Raw genomic sequence first — 18,397 nt, 5'->3', positions numbered from 1 at the left:
TCTCCTCTTCCTTATTTTAACTTCTCCTATTGTACAGTAAAATAGGCTGCATTTCAAACATGGTCCTCTTTTTATTTAAAAAATGCTATAATAATACAAAGGAGTGTGATCAAATGAAAAAGTATTTGTATGTTTTTTTCGCCTTTCTGGCCTGCCTTTTTGTCAGTCAGAATGTCCATGCATCTAGTCCATCTTATGATGTGCTTTACTATGGTGGAACCTTGACCTTGGACACTTGGGACGACGCCACCTATGAGGAAGAACTGGTTTATTATTTCAAAGATTCTTATAGAGGGCAGTATGTCAGTCTAGGAACGGCAGGGAACATGCCACAAGGCTTTGCAATTGAGATACCGCCAAAGGTTGAGGTGGAAGGTCGTGAGCTTCAAAGAGAACCCGAGATTACGAATCTAGGTGATGGCTACCGAGTGAAAATTTATAACAGTGGTGTGGCGACAGATACAGTCAAAATTAAAGTTACATGGAAATTAAAAAATCTCCTCTATTCACACAAGGATATCTTGGAGTTGAACTGGAAACCGATCACAGATGGTGATCAGAAAGTGGGTGAAGTTCAGTTTCGTGTCATCCCTAAGTTTGCACCAGCTAATGCCCAATCGGAACTGTATATCCATACAGCCTTTATGGGACCGGATGTGACTGTAAAGAAAGAAGATGGAATCTATTCTGCCACTTTCTATAACCTAGGCAAAGGAAAGGCTGTGGAGTTGTATGGTTACTGGTTGAAGTCAGATCTAACTACCTTGTATGATTCTGGTCGAAATACAGGATTAACCAAATTGGATGAATTTCACAAGAACCAAGCTAAAATTGAACAGGAAAAATACTGGACACGCATGTTTTGGAACTGGATCTTGCCAGCCTTCATTATTGCACTCTGGCTTCTTTCTTTCTTGGGTCGCAATCGGTTCAAAAAAATGATTTGGCCTGGTGTGACCTATCCGACTGATACTCGTCTTTATGAAATTCCACAGGATATTGCACCTCTTGTCATGAGCTCGGTTGTTTATTCAGCTGAATTAGACGAGGCTTCCCCGACCAATAAAGAGAAGGCAACTCCGCCGGTGTTTACATTTGAAAAAATGCTTCAAGCTACATTGCTAGATTTGATGGATCGTGGAGTGATTGTCTACGAGCAACAAGGAAATGAAGTCGTTTTGACCAGGAAGTCTCATGGACATGTGGATGATTTTGAACGCTCCTTTATGAATATGGCTTTTGGGGATCAAGTTTCCTGTCCTGTTAACCGTCTCTTTGAGAATTATGAATTCAGTGATGATGTATACAAACATGCCAAAAAAGCAGATCAAGATGCGATTCGTTCACTAGGAAGTAAGGCTCAGGCTCGTTTTGATACGGCTGTGAACCAAGTGGCCCGAGATGTTCATCGCAAGGTGGAAGATCTCCATTTGCCAAGCTACTATCGCCCTTTAGAAGCAAAAGAAGAAGCGCAAGCTAGACGAAGTCTCTTCTTTGGTTGGGCTGCTTGGTTTATCGCTCTTGGAGCAGAAATCTTTGCTATCTTTGGGATGGGTTGGTTCTCTGTTCCTTGTTTGATAGGGATCCTCATACTTTGGTTTATGCCAGTGCGCTTCAATGGTGTCTTTAAAGCCTGCCTACGAGATGGGGTTGTCAATCTTGCGGGTGCTGAGCAACGCTATTACTGGGATAGTTTTGGTCGGATGTTGAAAGAGATTGCCCACCTCAACGATGCAGAGTTGCAGTCTCTGGTCCTATGGAATCGCTTATTGGTCTATGCGGCCTTGTATGGTGTAGCCGATCAGGTCACAAAGGTCATGAAACTTCGGAATATTCATTTAGAAAATCAAGCCTTAAACGCCTTCGTTTACACCCCGTTCTATCATGATGTGACCCACTCAAGTCATGCCATGTCTACTTATGGATCGACAGCATCGACAGCTAGTCATTTCACAGTTTCCTCTGGTAGTGGAGGAGGTTTCTCTGGCGGAGGAGGCGGAGGAGGCTTTGGCGCCTTCTAAGTAGCGCTGAGAATGGTCTTGGTCGCTCTGTCCCTTCTAGTTTAGAAGGCCTGGTCCAGTCCATAGATTTATGATATAATAGAGCAAATGTAAGTTTAGGAGAAAAAGATGTTTCTGATCGAATTAATCAAGGCGGTTCTTTTTGGGATTGTCGAGGGGATTACAGAATGGTTACCGATCTCAAGTACAGGTCACTTGATTCTGTTACAGGATTTTGTGCAGTTTAAAAATCAAGATCCAGCCTTTATGGAGATGTTCAATGTTGTGATCCAATTGGGAGCGATCCTAGCGGTTGTGGTGATTTATTTCGATAAATTATATCCCTTCAAACCTGGTAAATCTCCACTAGAAGTACGTCGAACTTGGCAATTATGGGCAAAAGTTGCGGTTGCAACCCTTCCGCTTGTCTTTGTTTTTAAATTAGATGATTGGTTTGAGGCGCATTTCCACAATTCGATTTCCGTTGCGATTATGTTGATCACCTACGGGATTGCCTTTATCTATCTGGAAAGACGGGAACAAGTTGAGCCAGCAGTAACGGAGTTGCATAAGCTCCCTTATCGAACAGCTCTTTATATCGGACTCTTCCAAGTTTTATCGCTATTTCCAGGAACAAGCCGTTCAGGTGCTACGATTGTAGGTGGTTTGATCAATGGTGTTAGCCGCCCAGTGGTGACAGAATTTACCTTTTATTTGGGGATTCCAGCCATGTTTGGGGCTAGCCTCTTAAAGGTTGGAAAATTCGCTCTTGGCGGACATTCACTAGCACTGGGGCAACTCTTTATTCTACTGGTAGCGATGGGAGTGGCCTTTGTGGTCAGCATGTATGCCATCCGCTTCTTGACAGATTATGTGAAAAATCATGATTTCACCGTCTTTGGGAAATACCGGATCGTTCTTGGTTCCATCTTGCTATTGTATGGACTCTTCCGTGTTATTTTCTAAGAGAACGGTTGAACTTGATCAAATTGTTTTCTGAGGTTGGAGACTTTTGTCCCGACCTCTTTTCGATGCATCCTTTTTTTGAATTCTATCCAATTTTTTAGTATAATAGTAAGACTAGAAGTATGAGGTTATGCTATGAAGATGAAGCAAATTAGTGATTCAACAATTAAGATCACGATCCAACTAGAAGACTTAGAAGAACGTGGAATGGAAATTGCTGATTTCCTTGTCCCACAAGAAAAAACAGAAGAATTTTTCTACGCTATTTTGGATGAACTCGAAATGCCAGAAAGCTTCCTGGATAGCGGGATGCTGAGTTTTCGTGTGACACCAAAACCAGACAAATTGGATGTTTTTGTTACCAAATCAAAAATTGACCAACAATTGGATTTTGAGGATTTGTCAGATCTTCCTGATATGGAAGAGTTGTCGCGCATGACGCCAGATGAATTTATCAAAACCCTGGAAAAAACAATCTCTGATAAGACAAAAGGGGATGCAGAAGCCATTCACCATTTGGAACAAGAAGAGTTGCGGGACAATCAAGAACAAGATCCTACATCTGAAGCACCAGTAAGTCAGTATATTTATTACATTTTGCGTTTTTCAAATATCCAGCAAGCAGTTGCCTTTTCAAAAACGGTCAGCTTTCCAGTGGATACCTCTGAATTATACAAAATGGGATCTGATTATTATTTAACCGTCTTGATCGATACAGAGGATCAACCAAATCAATATCCAACCTGGTTACTTGCCATCATTCGGGAGTATGCGGATGATTCAGAAGTGACACGAGCTGTTCTGCAGGAACATGGTCACTTACTAATGGTGTCTGGTGCGATTGAGAATTTGAAGAAAGTTGCTAGCTTATGATGTCTTTTTCCTTGCAATTTGTTCTGGTGCTGATTGGAACTTTTATGATTGCCTTGGTATTGACGCCCTTGGTTCGCTTGTTCTCCTTTAAGATTGATGCCGTAGATTATCCGAATGCGCGTCGGATCAATACCAAGCCCATGCCAAGCGCGGGTGGACTGTCTATTGTGATTGCTTTTTCAATTGCGACTCTCATCTTTATTCCTATGCTGACATCCACTACCGCACCAATCAAAAGTTACCTATCTTATACCTTGCCGGTCGTGGGCGCAGGATGGATTATCGCTCTCACAGGCTTGATCGATGATGTAAAAGAGTTGTCTGCCAAGAAAAAGATGATCGGCATCCTGCTGGCAGCGAGCCTGGTCTGGTTTTTGACAGATTTTCGGCTGAATGATTTCAAGATTCCATTCGGTGGTCCCTTACTTCATTTTGAACCGTGGCTTTCTTATCTTTTGACAGTGATTTGGATTGTTGCTATTACCAATGCGGTCAATCTGATTGATGGATTAGATGGCTTGGTGAGTGGGGTCTCTATTATTTCCCTAGTGACAATGGGGATTGTATCCTATTTCTTTCTACCAGTACCCAATCTCTTTCTGACCATGACGATCTTTGTATTGGTTGCGTCCATCGCTGGTTTCTTTCCCTTTAACTACCATCCGGCCATTCTCTATTTGGGAGACACCGGTGCCTTGTTTATCGGATTCATGATTTCTGTTTTGTCCTTGCAAGGTTTGAAAAATGCGACAGCTGTTGCAGTAGTCACCCCAATGATTATCCTTGGTGTACCGATTACAGATACCTTTTTAGCCATTATCCGTCGGACCCTGTCTGGTCAAAAATTCTATAAACCGGATCGCAATCACTTGCACCACCGACTTCTGTCTCTGGGCTTGACACATCGGGGAACTGTATTGGTGATCTATGGAATCTCGATGATTTTCTCCTTGATTTCTCTCTTGCTCAACATCTCGAGTCGCATTGGGGGCGTCCTACTTGTGATCGGGCTCTTGTTTGGAGTAGAGTTGTTAGCAGAATTGATTGGGGTTTTAGGGCCACATCATAGTCCTTTGTTAAATGTTCTGCGCTATATAGGGAATTCTTCCTATCGGGAGGAAGTTCGTCAAAAACGAAAAGAAAAAACTAAATAAGAATAGTTCTAATCAAAAGAAAAGCCATTTAGGCTTTTTTTTGATATACTTGAAAGGTAAAAAAATACTTTGTGATGAAGGAATCGATGCTTTGAGAACCTTCTAGACTTCAAAGTAAAAAGAAAGGGAATGCAATGTCGACATTAGAAATTAAAGACCTTCACGTTGAAATTGAAGGCAAAGAAATTTTAAAAGGTGTAAACCTGACCCTAAAAACTGGTGAGATCGCAGCCATCATGGGACCAAACGGAACAGGGAAATCTACTCTGTCAGCTGCCATTATGGGAAACCCAAACTATGAAGTAACTAAAGGGGAGATTCTGTTTGATGGTGTCAACATCTTGGAATTGGAAGTAGACGAACGTGCACGGATGGGCTTGTTCCTTGCCATGCAATACCCTTCAGAAATCCCAGGAATTACGAATGCAGAATTTTTACGTGCAGCCATGAATGCTGGTAAAGAAGAAGACGAGAAGATCTCTATTCGTGATTTTATCAAAAAATTGGATGAAAAGATGGAACTGCTCAACATGAAAGAAGAAATGGCAGAACGCTATTTGAACGAAGGCTTCTCTGGTGGTGAGAAAAAACGCAATGAAATCCTTCAATTGTTGATGTTGGAACCAACATTTGCCCTTTTGGATGAAATTGACTCTGGTTTGGATATCGATGCTCTTAAGGTCGTATCTAAAGGGGTTAATGCAATGCGGGGTGAAGGTTTTGGAGCTATGATCATCACCCACTACCAACGTTTGTTGAACTATATTACTCCTGACGTCGTTCATGTGATGATGGAAGGCCGTGTCGTGCTTTCAGGTGGGCCAGAATTGGCTGCACGCTTGGAACGTGAAGGCTATGCCCAACTTGCAGAAGAACTCGGTTACGACTATAAAGAAGAACTATAACCTGATGACAAGTGAACTAATGTTGTCATAAAATCAAACAGATAGTATCTTTATTAGGAGAAAAAAATGAGTATTGAAAATATTACCCTCTTTTCGGAACTGCATGCTGAGCCAAGCTGGCTGCAGGATTTACGAAAAAAAGCTTTTGACAAGATCGATCAGTTGGAATTGCCGGCCATTGAACGCGTCAAATTCCACCGCTGGAATCTTGGAGATGGGACGATCACAGAAAGCGAGGCTTCTGCCAATGTTCCTGATTTTACAGCCCTCGATTCAAACTTAAAATTGGTCCAAGTTGGAACTCAAACTGTATTTGAACAGGTGCCACAAGCCTTGGCAGACCAAGGAGTCCTTTTCACAGATTTCCATACTGCCCTAGAAGAAATTCCGCAGGTGGTAGAAGATTACTTCATGTCTTCGGTTAAATACGATGATGACAAACTAGCAGCATACCACACAGCTTATTTTAATAGTGGGGCTGTCCTTTATGTTCCAGACAATATCGAAATTGCAGAACCAATCGAAGGCATTTTCTACCAGGATAGCGACAGTGATGTACCTTTTAATAAGCACATTTTGATTATCGCAGGCAAAAACAGTAAGTTCAGCTATTTGGAACGCCTAGAATCAAAAGGTAATGGCTCAGCAACAGCAACTGCTAATGTGACGGTTGAGGTGATCGCCCGCTCAGGTGCCCAAGTGAAATTTGCGGCGATTGACCGCCTGGGTGAAAATGTCACAGCCTACATCAGTCGACGTGGAAAACTAGGTCAGGATGCCAGCATTGATTGGGCTATCGGTGTTATGAACGAAGGTAACGTGGTTGCAGATTTTGACAGTGACTTGGTTGGAAACGGAAGTCATGCAGATTTGAAAGTCGTTGCCTTATCAAGCGGTCGTCAGGTACAAGGAATTGACACCCGCGTGACCAACTTTGGTTGCAACTCGATCGGAAATATCTTGCAACACGGGGTTATTCTTGAAAAAGGAACCTTGACCTTCAACGGAATTGGTCATATTATCAAGGGGGCTAAAGGAGCAGATGCCCAGCAAGAAAGCCGTGTCTTGATGTTATCGGATCAAGCACGTTCAGATGCCAACCCAATCCTCTTGATTGATGAAAATGACGTCACAGCAGGCCATGCTGCATCGATCGGTCAAGTGGACCCAGAAGATATGTATTACCTCATGAGTCGTGGTCTGGATCAACACACAGCAGAACGCTTAGTGGTGCGTGGTTTCTTGGGATCTGTTATTGTTGAAATCCCAGTTAAAGAAGTACGTGATGAAATGATTGCTACCATCGAAGAAAAGTTATCTCAACGCTAAGGAGAAACAATGCTAGATAAAAATACGATTGCTCAAGATTTTCCCATTCTCGATCAACTAGTCCACGATGAGCCTTTGGTTTATCTAGATAATGCAGCGACGACGCAAAAACCTAAACGTGTTCTTGAAGCAGTTAATCACTATTATTTGCAAGATAACGCCAATGTCCACCGTGGAGTCCATACCTTGGCTGAACGAGCGACAGCTGCTTATGAGGCGGCGCGTGAGAAAGTCAGAAAATTTATCAACGCTTCATCAACCAAGGAGGTGCTCTTTACAAGAGGGACAACGACTGGACTCAACTGGGTAGCCCGCTATGCAGAAGAAGTCCTAAGGGAAGGGGATGAAGTCCTGATTTCCATCATGGAACATCACTCCAACATCATTCCTTGGCAGCAAGCCTGCAAGAAGACAGGAGCAAAACTGGTCTATGTCTATCTAAAAGATGGCTTACTGGATATGCAGGACTTAAAGAGCAAGCTTAGTGAGAAGACAAAATTTGTCTCCATCACCCATGCTTCGAATGTCTTAGGGGTGGTCAATCCGATCAAGGAAATTGCTCGATTAGCTCATGAAGTTGGAGCGATCATGGTCGTAGATGGGGCTCAATCAACCCCTCATATGGCCATTGATGTACAAGACTTAGATGCGGATTTCTTTGCTTTTTCTGGCCATAAGATGGCTGCACCAACAGGGATTGGTGTCCTCTATGGGAAGGAAGAAATCTTAGAGCAAATGTCTCCGATCGAGTTTGGGGGCGAGATGATTGACTTTGTTTACGAACAATCTGCATCTTGGAAGGAATTGCCTTGGAAATTTGAAGCTGGAACGCCTAATATGGCGGGTGCAATCGGTCTTGGTGCAGCAATCGATTATTTAGAGGAGTTGGGAATGGACCAGGTAGAAGCGCATGAGCAAGAATTGATTGCCTATGCGTTTCCAAAATTACAGGCTATCGAAGACTTGACCATCTATGGTTCCCAAGACTTAGCCCAACGTTCTGGCGTCATTTCCTTTAATCTAGGAGATCTCCATCCGCATGACTTGGCAACAGCATTAGATTATGAAGGGATTGCTGTTCGTGCAGGTCACCACTGTGCACAACCGCTTCTTCAATACCTACAAGTCCCAGCGACAACGAGAGCAAGTTTTTATATCTACAACACCAAAGCGGACTGTGATAAATTAATTGAGGCATTGATCAAAGCAAAGGAGTTTTTCAATGGCACTTTCTAAATTAGATTCGCTGTACATGGCGGTCGTAGCTGACCATTCAAAACACCCTCACCATCAGGGCCAGATTGAAGATGTTGATCAGATCCAACTCAACAATCCAACTTGTGGAGATGTGATCCAGTTAAGTGTGAAATTTGATGAGAATGACAGGGTGGAAGATATCGCCTTTGTTAATTCAGGATGTACGATCTCAACCGCTTCAGCTAGTATGATGACGGATGCTGTAATGGGAAAAACAAAAGAGGAAGTCGAGGAATTGGCGCAGGTCTTTTCAGAAATGGTCCAAGGCCAGTCAGATCCTCGCCAAGAGGAATTAGGAGACGCAGCCTTCTTATCTGGAGTCTCAAAATTTCCACAACGGATTAAATGTGCGACCCTCTCCTGGAATGCTCTTAAAAAAGCGATCGAACGTAGCAAATAATTAAAAGAAGAAACAGAGAAAGAAAGGAAATTATGGCTGAAGAAAGAGTCGAACCGAAACCAATTGATCTCGGTGAATATAAATTTGGATTTCACGATGACGTTCAACCCATTCTCTCTACCGGGAAGGGATTGAATGAAGCGGTTATTCGTGAATTGTCTGCAGCAAAAAATGAACCCGAATGGATGCTCGAATTCCGTTTGAAATCTTTTGAAACCTTCAAAAAGATGCCCATGCAAACCTGGGGAGCCGATCTATCAGAGATTGACTTTGATGATTTGATCTATTATCAAAAACCTTCGGATAAACCTGCCCGTTCATGGGACGAAGTTCCAGAGAAAATCAAGGAAACCTTTGAGCGTATCGGGATTCCTGAAGCGGAACGTGCTTACCTAGCGGGAGCTTCTGCTCAGTATGAATCAGAAGTGGTTTACCACAATATGAAAGAAGAGTTTGAAAAGTTGGGGATTATCTTTACCGATACAGATTCTGCCCTAAAAGAATATCCAGACCTATTCAAACAGTATTTTGCGAAGTTAGTGCCACCAACGGATAACAAATTGGCTGCCCTAAACTCAGCAGTCTGGTCTGGTGGAACCTTCATTTATGTGCCAAAAGGCGTAAAAGTAGACGTTCCCCTTCAAACTTACTTCCGTATCAACAATGAAAATACAGGTCAGTTTGAGCGTACCTTGATTATCGTGGATGAGGGAGCAAGTGTTCACTATGTAGAAGGCTGTACAGCACCGACCTATTCAAGCAATAGCCTCCATGCAGCGATTGTTGAGATCTTTGCCTTGGATGGTGCTTATATGCGCTACACGACCATCCAAAACTGGTCTGACAATGTCTACAACTTGGTCACCAAGCGGGCCAAAGCTCAAAAAGATGCTACAGTTGAGTGGATCGACGGGAACTTAGGAGCGAAGACAACCATGAAGTACCCATCTGTTTATCTAGATGGAGAAGGAGCGCGTGGGACCATGTTGTCCATTGCCTTTGCGAATGCAGGTCAACACCAAGATACAGGTGCCAAGATGATCCACAATGCCCCTCACACTAGCTCGTCTATCGTATCCAAATCCATCGCGAAGGGTGGCGGAAAGGTAGACTACCGTGGACAAGTGACTTTCAACAAGAACTCTAAGAAATCAGTTTCTCACATTGAGTGTGACACTATTATCATGGATGATTTATCTGCATCAGACACGATTCCATTTAATGAAATCCACAACTCACAAGTTGCTTTGGAGCACGAAGCTAAGGTTTCAAAAATCTCAGAAGAACAACTGTATTATTTGATGAGTCGTGGTCTGTCTGAATCAGAAGCGACAGAAATGATTGTCATGGGATTTGTAGAACCCTTTACAAAAGAACTTCCAATGGAATATGCCGTTGAGTTAAACCGACTCATTAGCTACGAAATGGAAGGATCTGTAGGATAATTCGTTTTAATAGCAAAATAAAATCACAATGGATTTGACTCCATTGTGATTTTTTTGCTTATAGCTTTTCGTTGACATAACGAACAAATTCATTCCACCAAACCTTTAAGAAAAAGCTTTTCTCAATGGTTCTTCCCGATACCATATCGACCGTTGGCTCTTGATCTTCTAAGTAGCCACGTCCGATTTTATCTGGATCAGTGTAGTGTAATTTTCCAAGATTTGTGCCTGATTTGACAGGTGCTCGGAATGATTCTTGGTTACTCTTGAATTGAATTTTTGGTTCCGCTTGACTGCCTTGCTTTTCAACGATATAGAAGTCTTTTTTTGCAACAGCTAAAACAGTCTCGGACTTCCCGTCCATGACAGTTGCCTTACTTTTTCCGTAGGGATCTCCTTCTTTGACGACAATGGAAGAAACAAAGGTTCGTACCACGTAGTTCATCAGAGAAGAAGTAGCCACAAAGCGTGCATATGGATCACCGTCAACTGCCTCAACTCCTAGGACAACCGTGATCATGTGGATGCCATTTTGCGTCGTTGATGCAGCAAATGTGATACCACCTTTGGTAGAGTTGCTGACCCGAAGGCCGTCGACTCCCGAACGGTAATTCGGCATGCCTTCTAGCATCAGGTTGGGGTTTTCAATCTGCGTGTTTGAAAAAAGAGCAGTGGGTTTTGAAGTATATTTGGTCACTTCAGGAAAATCCTGGAGTAAGTGCTTGGCAATGACAGCAATATCATAAGCACTCAATTGATTTTCGTCTCCTTTCCCGTCAGGATCTCCGCTAATGGTTTGAGTATTTAATCCGGTAGCATTAATTAAATGAGGAGATTGAATGCCCCATTCAGAAAGTTTTTGCTTCATTTTTTCAACGAAGCTTTTTTCGGAGCCCCCCACTTTCTCAGCTAAGGCCAAGGCAGCAGTACTAGAATTTCCAACTAAAAGAGCAGTCAATAACTGTTCAACCGTATATTGGTTCGCTTCCATAGGAAGAGTACCAGCACCTTCGATATCATTTAAAGCCAGAGCTTTCTCAGACAATTTGATAGGATCTTTTAGAGAAAGTTTTTTTTCATGAATAGCTTCGAAAATCAGATAAGTGGTCAAGAGTGTAGATAGACCCCCCACATCTCGCTTTTTCTCTGAATCCTTTTCATATAAAATTTTACCTGTATCAGCTTCAACAGCAATAGCACTTTGAGCAGGAAGTTCTAGCTCATCTGCCAGAACGACTTGATAAGGTAAACTGCATAACAGCAGGATGAAGGTTAAAAAAGAAAGAAAGAATTTTTTCACAGTTGTTTCCTCGTTGCTTAGTCCTCTCTATTGTATCATACAAATGATTAATGGAAAATTGTAAAATCATCAATTAGGCTAAAAAGTCAGTCATAGCAAGGTTTTTGAATAGTGATAAAACGAATATTCAGAAAATTTAGTTTACTTTTTTTTCTACTTGTGATATAATCTTAAACAAATCTAAAAAAACTATTGGAGAATTCCTATGAAAAAAGGTAAAGTATTCGCAGTTGCCGGAGTAACACTCCTTGCAGCTGGATTGTTAGCTGCATGTTCTAGTTCAAATACTAGCAAAGCAAGCTCAGGCGAAGACAAAAACTATGGTTATGTCTACACTACTGACCCAACAACTTTGGACTATACTGTGTCTTCTAAATCTGCCACTCAAGATCTCACTACAAACATCGTAGACGGTTTGATGGAAAATGACAAGTATGGAAATCTTGTGCCATCACTTGCGGAAGATTGGTCTGTTTCAAAAGACGGTTTGACTTATACCTACAAGATTCGTAAGGGTGTTAAATGGTACGATGCAGATGGTGAAGAACGCGGTGAAGTGACTGCCAAAGACTTCGTGACTGGTTTGAAACACGCTGCTGATAAAAAATCAGAAGAACTTCCACTAGTTCAAGGCTCAATCAAAGGCTTGGATGATTATGTGCAAGGAAAAACTACAGACTTCAGCCAAGTTGGTGTCAAAGCGGTTGATGATTACACACTTCAATATACATTGAACAAACCTGAAACCTTCTGGAACTCTAAAACAACAAACGGAATCTTGTTCCCAATTAGCACAGATTTCTTGAAGAGTAAGGGAGATGATTTTGGTCAACCAAACGATGTGAAATCAGTACTTGCAAACGGACCTTTCCTTCTTAAATCTATTACATCAAAATCATCTGTTGTATTTGAAAAGAATGACAACTACTGGGATAAGAAAAACGTTCACGTCAAGGAAGTAAAACTTACTTATTACGATGGATCAGACCAAGATTCATTGGCACGTGGTTTCTCTGATGGAGCTTATACAGCTGCTCGTCTTTTCCCATCAAGCTCAAACTTTGCAACAGTAGAGAAAAAATACAAGGACAATATCTATAACACACCAGCTGGTTCAGGTGTAGCAATCCTTGGTTTCAACATCGATCGTCAATCTTACAAACACACTGCAAAGAAATCAGATGCTGAAAAATCTTCTACTAAGAAAGCAATCTTGAACAAAGATTTCCGTCAAGCCATCACTTTTGCCTTGAACCGTGAAAACTACTCAGCACAAGTCAATGGTAAAGAATTTGCTAAACCAGCTATCCGTAATACATATGTTGCACCTGCATTCGTACAAGTAGACGGAAAAGACTTCGGAAATGTAGTTGCAGATAAGTTGACTACTTATGGAGACCAATGGAAGGGTATCAACCTTGAAGATGGTCAAGATGGTCTTTACAACAAAGATAAAGCCAAAGCACAACTTGAAAAAGCCAAAGCTGAACTTCAAAAAGACGGCGTTCAATTCCCAATTCATATTGACGTTCCTGTTATTCAAAATGCAACAAGTATAGTTACACGTATGCAATCATTGAAACAAACGGTAGAAGAAACTCTTGGTAAAGACAACGTAGTTGTTGACCTTCAAATGATGGACCAAGACGAAGTGTTGAACATCACATTGAATGTTCCATCAGCTGCAGATGCAGATTGGGATCTTCAAGGTATGGTCGGTTGGAACCCAGACTATCAAGATCCATCAACTTACCTTGATACGCTTCAACCATCTTCTGAAGACCAAACAAAAGTTTACCTTGGTTTTGCAGGTGGTGTAGATAACCCATCAGCTAAAGCTGTAGGTTTGGATGAGTTTGCAAAACTTCTTGACGATGCAAACAACGAAACACAAGATGTTGTGAAACGTTATGAAAAATATGCAGCAGCTCAAGCTTGGTTGACAGATAGCGCAATTGTAGTACCTACAATGTCATCATCAGGCGCAGCAACTGTTATCTCTAAAGTGGTACCATTCTCTGGTGCTTCAGCTCAAGCTGGTAACAAAGGATCAGCATACTTCAAATATGTAGAAGTTCAAGATGAACCTGTTACTAAGAAACAATACGATGAAGCTCTTAAGAAATGGCAAAAAGAAAAAGTTGAGTCAAACAAAAAAGCTCAACAAGATCTTGAAAAACACGTTAAATAATTAAATTATTGCTTTTCATTAGAACTTTCTCTTCTAGGGGAGAAAGTTCTTTTGGACATTAAAGGAATGAAATATGAAAAAATATGTTTTTATGCGTATTTTGCGTTCGTTAGTGTCGATCTTTCTCGTCACGACATTAACCTACATGATTATCTATACGCTAACACCGAGAAATCTCATCTTTAAGAATGACCCCAACTACAATAAAGTAGCGAAGACAAAAGATTCGAAGATCAACTACGAAAATACAGTCTATGATCGCATGGGTTATTTGGAATACATGGATTCAAAGAGCTTGCAACAAAAAGCAAGTAAAGAAGATTCTTCCGTAACGGTTGATGCGACAAATGCCAATGAAAAGATCTACAAAAAATATATTGAAAAATTAGGTCATGGTTGGCAGTTGAAACGTTTCCCAGAAAGTAAGTCTTTCTATGCGGTGCGTGAAATTCCGGTTTTTGAACGTGTTATTAGCTTCTATGCGAATTTGATTCAATTTGATCATCCAGGTTGGGTGAAAGATGCCTCGAATCCAAATCTTAAACGCTATATCCGTATTGAAAATGATCCATCTATTGGATGGTCTGTAGTGGGTTCTGGTACGAAACACAAATACCTCTTGTACTTTAATGGTCAGTTCCCATATGTACACCAAAACTTTGTGACCTTAAACCTTGGAAATTCATATCCAACTTATTCAAATACCCCTGTTCTTCAAGTGATTACCCAAGGACAAGGAACGACTAAGAAGAGTGAAGTGAACTTCCCAACAGGTAAAAAGACATCTTCCATCGATATCTACTCACGTACCTACAAATCACCAAGTAAGGCAGACTCACAAGATATCAGTCGATTTGGTAAAGGGGATGCCTATACAGCAACGTTGAGCAACTATGAGAATCCATCCATGATTGCATCTTCTTCAATCATTGGTTTGATTGGTATTGCGATTGCCTACTTGATTGCGATCCCACTAGGATCTTATATGGCTCTTTTCAAGGACTCATGGTTTGATAGCATCTCTACTGCGGCCTTGACATTTATGATGTCTCTCCCAACCATTGCCCTTGTCTATATCGTGCGTCTAGCAGGTTCATTCTTTGGACTTCCAGACTCATTCCCAGTACTTGGAGCACAGGACTGGCGTTCATATGTATTGCCGTCTCTGATTCTTGGTTTATTGAGTGCGCCATTTATCGCCGTTTGGATTCGTCGTTATATGATCGATATTCACTCTCAGGATTTCGTCCGTTTTGCTCGTTCAAAAGGATTGTCAGAACGTGAGATCTCAAGAAAACACATCTTCAAAAATGCGATGGTTCCACTAGTTTCTGGAATTCCAGGGGCTATCATTGGAGTTATCTCAGGTGCAACGTTGACTGAAACAGTCTTCGCTTTCCCAGGTATGGGTAAAATGTTGATTGACTCTATTAAAGCATCAAACAACACCATGGTCATCGGACTTGTCTTCATCTTCACATCACTTGGTATCTTTGCTGCCATGTTAGGTGATATCTTGATGACAGTGCTTGATCCACGGATTAAATTAACGAATACGAAAGGAGGCAAATAATGGCTACAATCGATAAAAATAAATTTCAGTTTGTAAAACGTGATGACTTTGCCTCTGAAGTAATCGATGCTCCAGCGTATTCATACTGGAAATCTGTATTCAGACAATTCTTGAAAAAAAGAACCACTATCATTATGCTTGCTATTTTGATTGGGATTCTCTTGATGAGTTTTGTCTATCCTATGTTTTCAAATTTTGATTACAACGACGTAAGTAAGGTAAATGACTTTTCAGCACGTTTGAATCCACCAAGTGCCAAAGCTTTCTTTGGTACAGATAATAACGGTAAATCCCTCTTTGATGGAGTTTGGTTTGGTGCTCGGAATTCAATTATCATTTCCTTCATCGCCACTGTTATTAACGTGGTTGTCGGAGTTATCGTTGGTGGAATTTGGGGGATCTCAAAATCCATCGACCGTATCATGATGGAAGTTTATAACGTTATTTCAAACATTCCGTTTATGTTGATCGTTATCGTCTTGACTTACTCAATGGGATCTGGTTTCTGGAACTTGATTCTTGCCATGTCCTTAACTGGATGGATCGGAATTGCCTATACCATTCGTGTCCAAATCATGCGTTACCGTGATTTGGAGTACAACTTGGCCAGCCGAACATTAGGAACACCAACTTTGAAAATTGTTACGAAAAATATTTTGCCTCAATTGGTATCTGTTATCGTGACACAAACATCACAGTTACTTCCAAGCTTTATTTCTTACGAAGCTTTCCTTTCCTTCTTCGGACTTGGTCTTCCAATCACAGTTCCAAGTTTGGGACGCTTGATTTCTGACTATTCTCAAAACGTAACTACAAATGCCTACCTATTCTGGATTCCGCTTACTGTTTTGATTTTAGTATCCTTGTCATTCTTTATCGTCGGACAAAACTTGGCCGATGCCAGCGACCCACGTACACATAGATAGGAGGAGTAGATATGACATCAAATAAGAATATTATTTTATCTGCTCAAGATATCGTAGTGGAATTTGACGTGCGCGATCGCGTATTGACAGCTATTCGTGGCGTATCGCTTGAGCTAGAAGAAGGTGAAGTTCTTGCCTTAGTTGGTGAGTCAGGTTCAGGGAAATCAGTTTTGACAAAAACGTTCACCGGAATGTTAGAAGATAACGGCCGTATTGCCCAAGGTTCGATTAAATACCGTGGTCAAGAATTGACAGATTTGAAATCGAATAAAGATTGGGAAAATATTCGTGGATCTAAGATCGCTACAATTTTCCAAGACCCAATGACAAGTTTGGACCCAATCAACACAATTGGTTCACAAATTACAGAAGTCATTATCAAACACCAAGGGAAAACAGCTAAAGAAGCCAAAGAAATGGCTTTGGACTATATGGAGAAAGTTGGAATTCCAGATGCTGAACGTCGTTTTGATGAGTATCCATTCCAATATTCAGGTGGGATGCGTCAACGGATCGTTATTGCCATCGCCTTGGCCTGCCGTCCAGATATCTTGATCTGTGATGAACCAACAACAGCCCTTGACGTAACCATTCAAGCGCAAATCATTGATTTGTTGAAATCCCTTCAAAAAGAATACCAATTTACAGTTATCTTTATCACCCACGACTTAGGTGTGGTTGCAAGTATTGCAGATAAAGTAGCCGTTATGTATGCTGGAGAAATTGTTGAGTTTGGTAAAGTAGAAGAAATTTTCTACGATCCAAAACATCCATACACATGGAGCTTGCTTTCAAGCTTGCCTCAATTGTCAACCTCAGATGGTGATCTATACTCTATTCCAGGGACTCCGCCATCATTGTATGCCCCAATCAAAGGAGATGCCTTCGCACTTCGTTCAGATTATGCGATGCAGATTGATTTTGAAGAAGAGGCACCTGCTTTCAAAGTGACCGATACTCACTGGGCTAAGACATGGTTGCTCCATCCAGATGCACCAACAGTTCATAAACCAGAAGTAATCGAAAACCTTCACGAAAAGATTGGCTCAAAAATGGGCTTCACCCACATTACAGAATAGGAGGAAGGAAATGACTGAAAAATTAGTTGAAATTAAAGATTTAGAAATTTCCTTCGGTGAAGGAAGTAAAAAATTCGTTGCTGTAAAGAATGCCAATTTCTTCATTAATAAGGGAGAAACTTTCTCTCTTGTTGGTGAATCAGGAAGTGGGAAGACAACAATTGGACGTGCTATCATCGGTTTGAATGATACAAGTGCTGGAGAAATTATTTATGACGGTCGCAAGATCAACGGAAAAAACTCTCATAGTGAAAAATCAGAGTTGATCCGTAAAATTCAAATGATCTTCCAAGACCCAGCAGCAAGTTTGAATGAACGTGCAACAGTTGATTATATTATCTCTGAAGGTTTGATCAACCACCATTTGTTTAACAGCGAAGAAGAACGTCAGGAAAAAGTAAAAAATATTATGCATGAAGTTGGGCTTCTAGCAGAACATTTGACACGTTATCCTCACGAATTCTCAGGTGGTCAACGTCAACGGATCGGTATTGCCCGTGCACTTGTCATGGAACCGGAATTTGTCATTGCGGATGAACCAATCTCAGCCCTTGACGTTTCAGTACGTGCGCAGGTCTTGAACCTTTTGAAAAAATTCCAAAGAGAATTAGGCTTGACCTACCTCTTTATCGCCCATGACTTGTCAGTTGTGCGCTTCATTTCTGACCGTATTGCAGTTATCTATAAAGGGGTTATTGTAGAAGTAGCAGAAACTGAAGAGCTATTTAACCACCCAATCCATCCATACACCCAATCCCTGCTTTCAGCGGTCCCAATTCCAGATCCAATTCTAGAACGTAAAAAAGTTCTAAAAATCTACGATCCAGAACAACATGATTACTCTGAAGATAAACCACAAATGGTTGAAATTAAACCAGGTCATTATGTATGGGCTAACAAAGCTGAAGAAAACAAATACAGACAAGAATATAAATAGAGAGGATTCCCTCTCTATTTTTTTATTTCAAAAAAAACTTTCAAAAAAATAAAATTTTTTGG

Annotated in this window: 15 protein-coding genes; 14 read left to right on the top strand and 1 reads right to left on the bottom strand. The window is 41.2% G+C overall.

The features are described from left to right. The first annotated feature begins 113 nt into the window (after nucleotides 1-113). The 9 genes from HMPREF2918_RS10270 to sufB all read left to right on the top strand — a co-directional run bounded on the left by HMPREF2918_RS10270 (nucleotide 114) and on the right by sufB (nucleotide 10,329). Nucleotides 114-2,021 carry a DUF2207 domain-containing protein gene (locus HMPREF2918_RS10270; RefSeq protein ID WP_070595577.1) on the top strand — a complete coding sequence of 636 codons (1,908 nt, stop codon included), beginning with the start codon at nucleotides 114-116 and terminating at the stop codon, nucleotides 2,019-2,021. Nucleotides 2,022-2,129: 108 nt separating this feature from the next. Further along, nucleotides 2,130-2,966, top strand: coding sequence for an undecaprenyl-diphosphate phosphatase (locus tag HMPREF2918_RS10265; protein WP_013904699.1), 837 nt, complete (start codon nucleotides 2,130-2,132; stop codon nucleotides 2,964-2,966). 135 nt (nucleotides 2,967-3,101) lie between these two features. Then, nucleotides 3,102-3,839 carry an adaptor protein MecA gene (mecA, locus tag HMPREF2918_RS10260; RefSeq protein ID WP_003004768.1) on the top strand — a complete coding sequence of 246 codons (738 nt, stop codon included), beginning with the start codon at nucleotides 3,102-3,104 and terminating at the stop codon, nucleotides 3,837-3,839. Beyond that, nucleotides 3,836-4,993, top strand: coding sequence for a glycosyltransferase family 4 protein (locus HMPREF2918_RS10255; RefSeq protein WP_070595575.1), 1,158 nt, complete (start codon nucleotides 3,836-3,838; stop codon nucleotides 4,991-4,993). Before mecA ends, HMPREF2918_RS10255 begins: the two co-directional genes overlap by 4 nt. Before the next feature lie 134 nt (nucleotides 4,994-5,127). Next, nucleotides 5,128-5,898: a Fe-S cluster assembly ATPase SufC gene (gene sufC, locus HMPREF2918_RS10250; protein ID WP_003004238.1), complete on the top strand. Its 771-nt coding sequence runs from the start codon at nucleotides 5,128-5,130 to the stop codon at nucleotides 5,896-5,898. A gap of 66 nt (nucleotides 5,899-5,964) precedes the next feature. Beyond that, a complete protein-coding gene (sufD, locus tag HMPREF2918_RS10245; RefSeq protein WP_070595573.1) occupies nucleotides 5,965-7,227 on the top strand; it encodes a Fe-S cluster assembly protein SufD in 1,263 nt (420 codons plus the stop codon). Between the two features lie 9 nt (nucleotides 7,228-7,236). Next, on the top strand, nucleotides 7,237-8,463 hold the full coding sequence (locus HMPREF2918_RS10240; protein ID WP_070595571.1) for a cysteine desulfurase: 1,227 nt from the start codon (nucleotides 7,237-7,239) through the stop codon (nucleotides 8,461-8,463). After that, nucleotides 8,450-8,884 carry a Fe-S cluster assembly sulfur transfer protein SufU gene (gene sufU / locus HMPREF2918_RS10235; RefSeq protein WP_003010276.1) on the top strand — a complete coding sequence of 145 codons (435 nt, stop codon included), beginning with the start codon at nucleotides 8,450-8,452 and terminating at the stop codon, nucleotides 8,882-8,884. The genes HMPREF2918_RS10240 and sufU overlap by 14 nt, the downstream gene beginning before the upstream one ends. A gap of 32 nt (nucleotides 8,885-8,916) precedes the next feature. After that, nucleotides 8,917-10,329 carry a Fe-S cluster assembly protein SufB gene (sufB, locus tag HMPREF2918_RS10230; protein ID WP_003010279.1) on the top strand — a complete coding sequence of 471 codons (1,413 nt, stop codon included), beginning with the start codon at nucleotides 8,917-8,919 and terminating at the stop codon, nucleotides 10,327-10,329. Between the two features lie 58 nt (nucleotides 10,330-10,387). Here sufB and HMPREF2918_RS10225 read toward each other — a convergent pair whose 3' ends face one another. Continuing rightward, on the bottom strand, nucleotides 10,388-11,629 hold the full coding sequence (locus tag HMPREF2918_RS10225; RefSeq protein WP_070595569.1) for a serine hydrolase: 1,242 nt from the start codon (nucleotides 11,627-11,629) through the stop codon (nucleotides 10,388-10,390). A gap of 205 nt (nucleotides 11,630-11,834) precedes the next feature. Here HMPREF2918_RS10225 and HMPREF2918_RS10220 point away from each other — a divergent pair, with 205 nt between their 5' ends. The 5 genes from HMPREF2918_RS10220 to HMPREF2918_RS10200 all read left to right on the top strand — a co-directional run bounded on the left by HMPREF2918_RS10220 (nucleotide 11,835) and on the right by HMPREF2918_RS10200 (nucleotide 18,335). Continuing rightward, nucleotides 11,835-13,820, top strand: a complete 1,986-nt coding sequence (locus HMPREF2918_RS10220) for a peptide ABC transporter substrate-binding protein (protein WP_070595567.1) — start codon at nucleotides 11,835-11,837, stop codon at nucleotides 13,818-13,820. Nucleotides 13,821-13,893: 73 nt separating this feature from the next. After that, nucleotides 13,894-15,393: an ABC transporter permease gene (locus HMPREF2918_RS10215; protein ID WP_070595566.1), complete on the top strand. Its 1,500-nt coding sequence runs from the start codon at nucleotides 13,894-13,896 to the stop codon at nucleotides 15,391-15,393. After that, a complete protein-coding gene (gene oppC, locus HMPREF2918_RS10210) occupies nucleotides 15,393-16,319 on the top strand; it encodes an oligopeptide ABC transporter permease OppC (RefSeq protein ID WP_003010290.1) in 927 nt (308 codons plus the stop codon). Before HMPREF2918_RS10215 ends, oppC begins: the two co-directional genes overlap by 1 nt. Before the next feature lie 11 nt (nucleotides 16,320-16,330). After that, a complete protein-coding gene (locus tag HMPREF2918_RS10205) occupies nucleotides 16,331-17,398 on the top strand; it encodes an ABC transporter ATP-binding protein (protein WP_070590560.1) in 1,068 nt (355 codons plus the stop codon). A 10-nt stretch (nucleotides 17,399-17,408) separates the two neighbouring features. Further along, nucleotides 17,409-18,335 carry an ATP-binding cassette domain-containing protein gene (locus HMPREF2918_RS10200; protein ID WP_003010296.1) on the top strand — a complete coding sequence of 309 codons (927 nt, stop codon included), beginning with the start codon at nucleotides 17,409-17,411 and terminating at the stop codon, nucleotides 18,333-18,335. The last annotated feature ends 62 nt before the right edge of the window (nucleotides 18,336-18,397 follow it).

The sequence above is a fragment of the Streptococcus sp. HMSC065C01 genome (genome assembly GCF_001813525.1).
Classification (GTDB): Bacteria; Bacillota; Bacilli; order Lactobacillales; family Streptococcaceae; genus Streptococcus; species Streptococcus parasanguinis_V.
The sequence above is the reverse complement of the archived record's forward strand: the minus strand, read 5'-3'. Positions and strand labels throughout refer to the sequence as shown.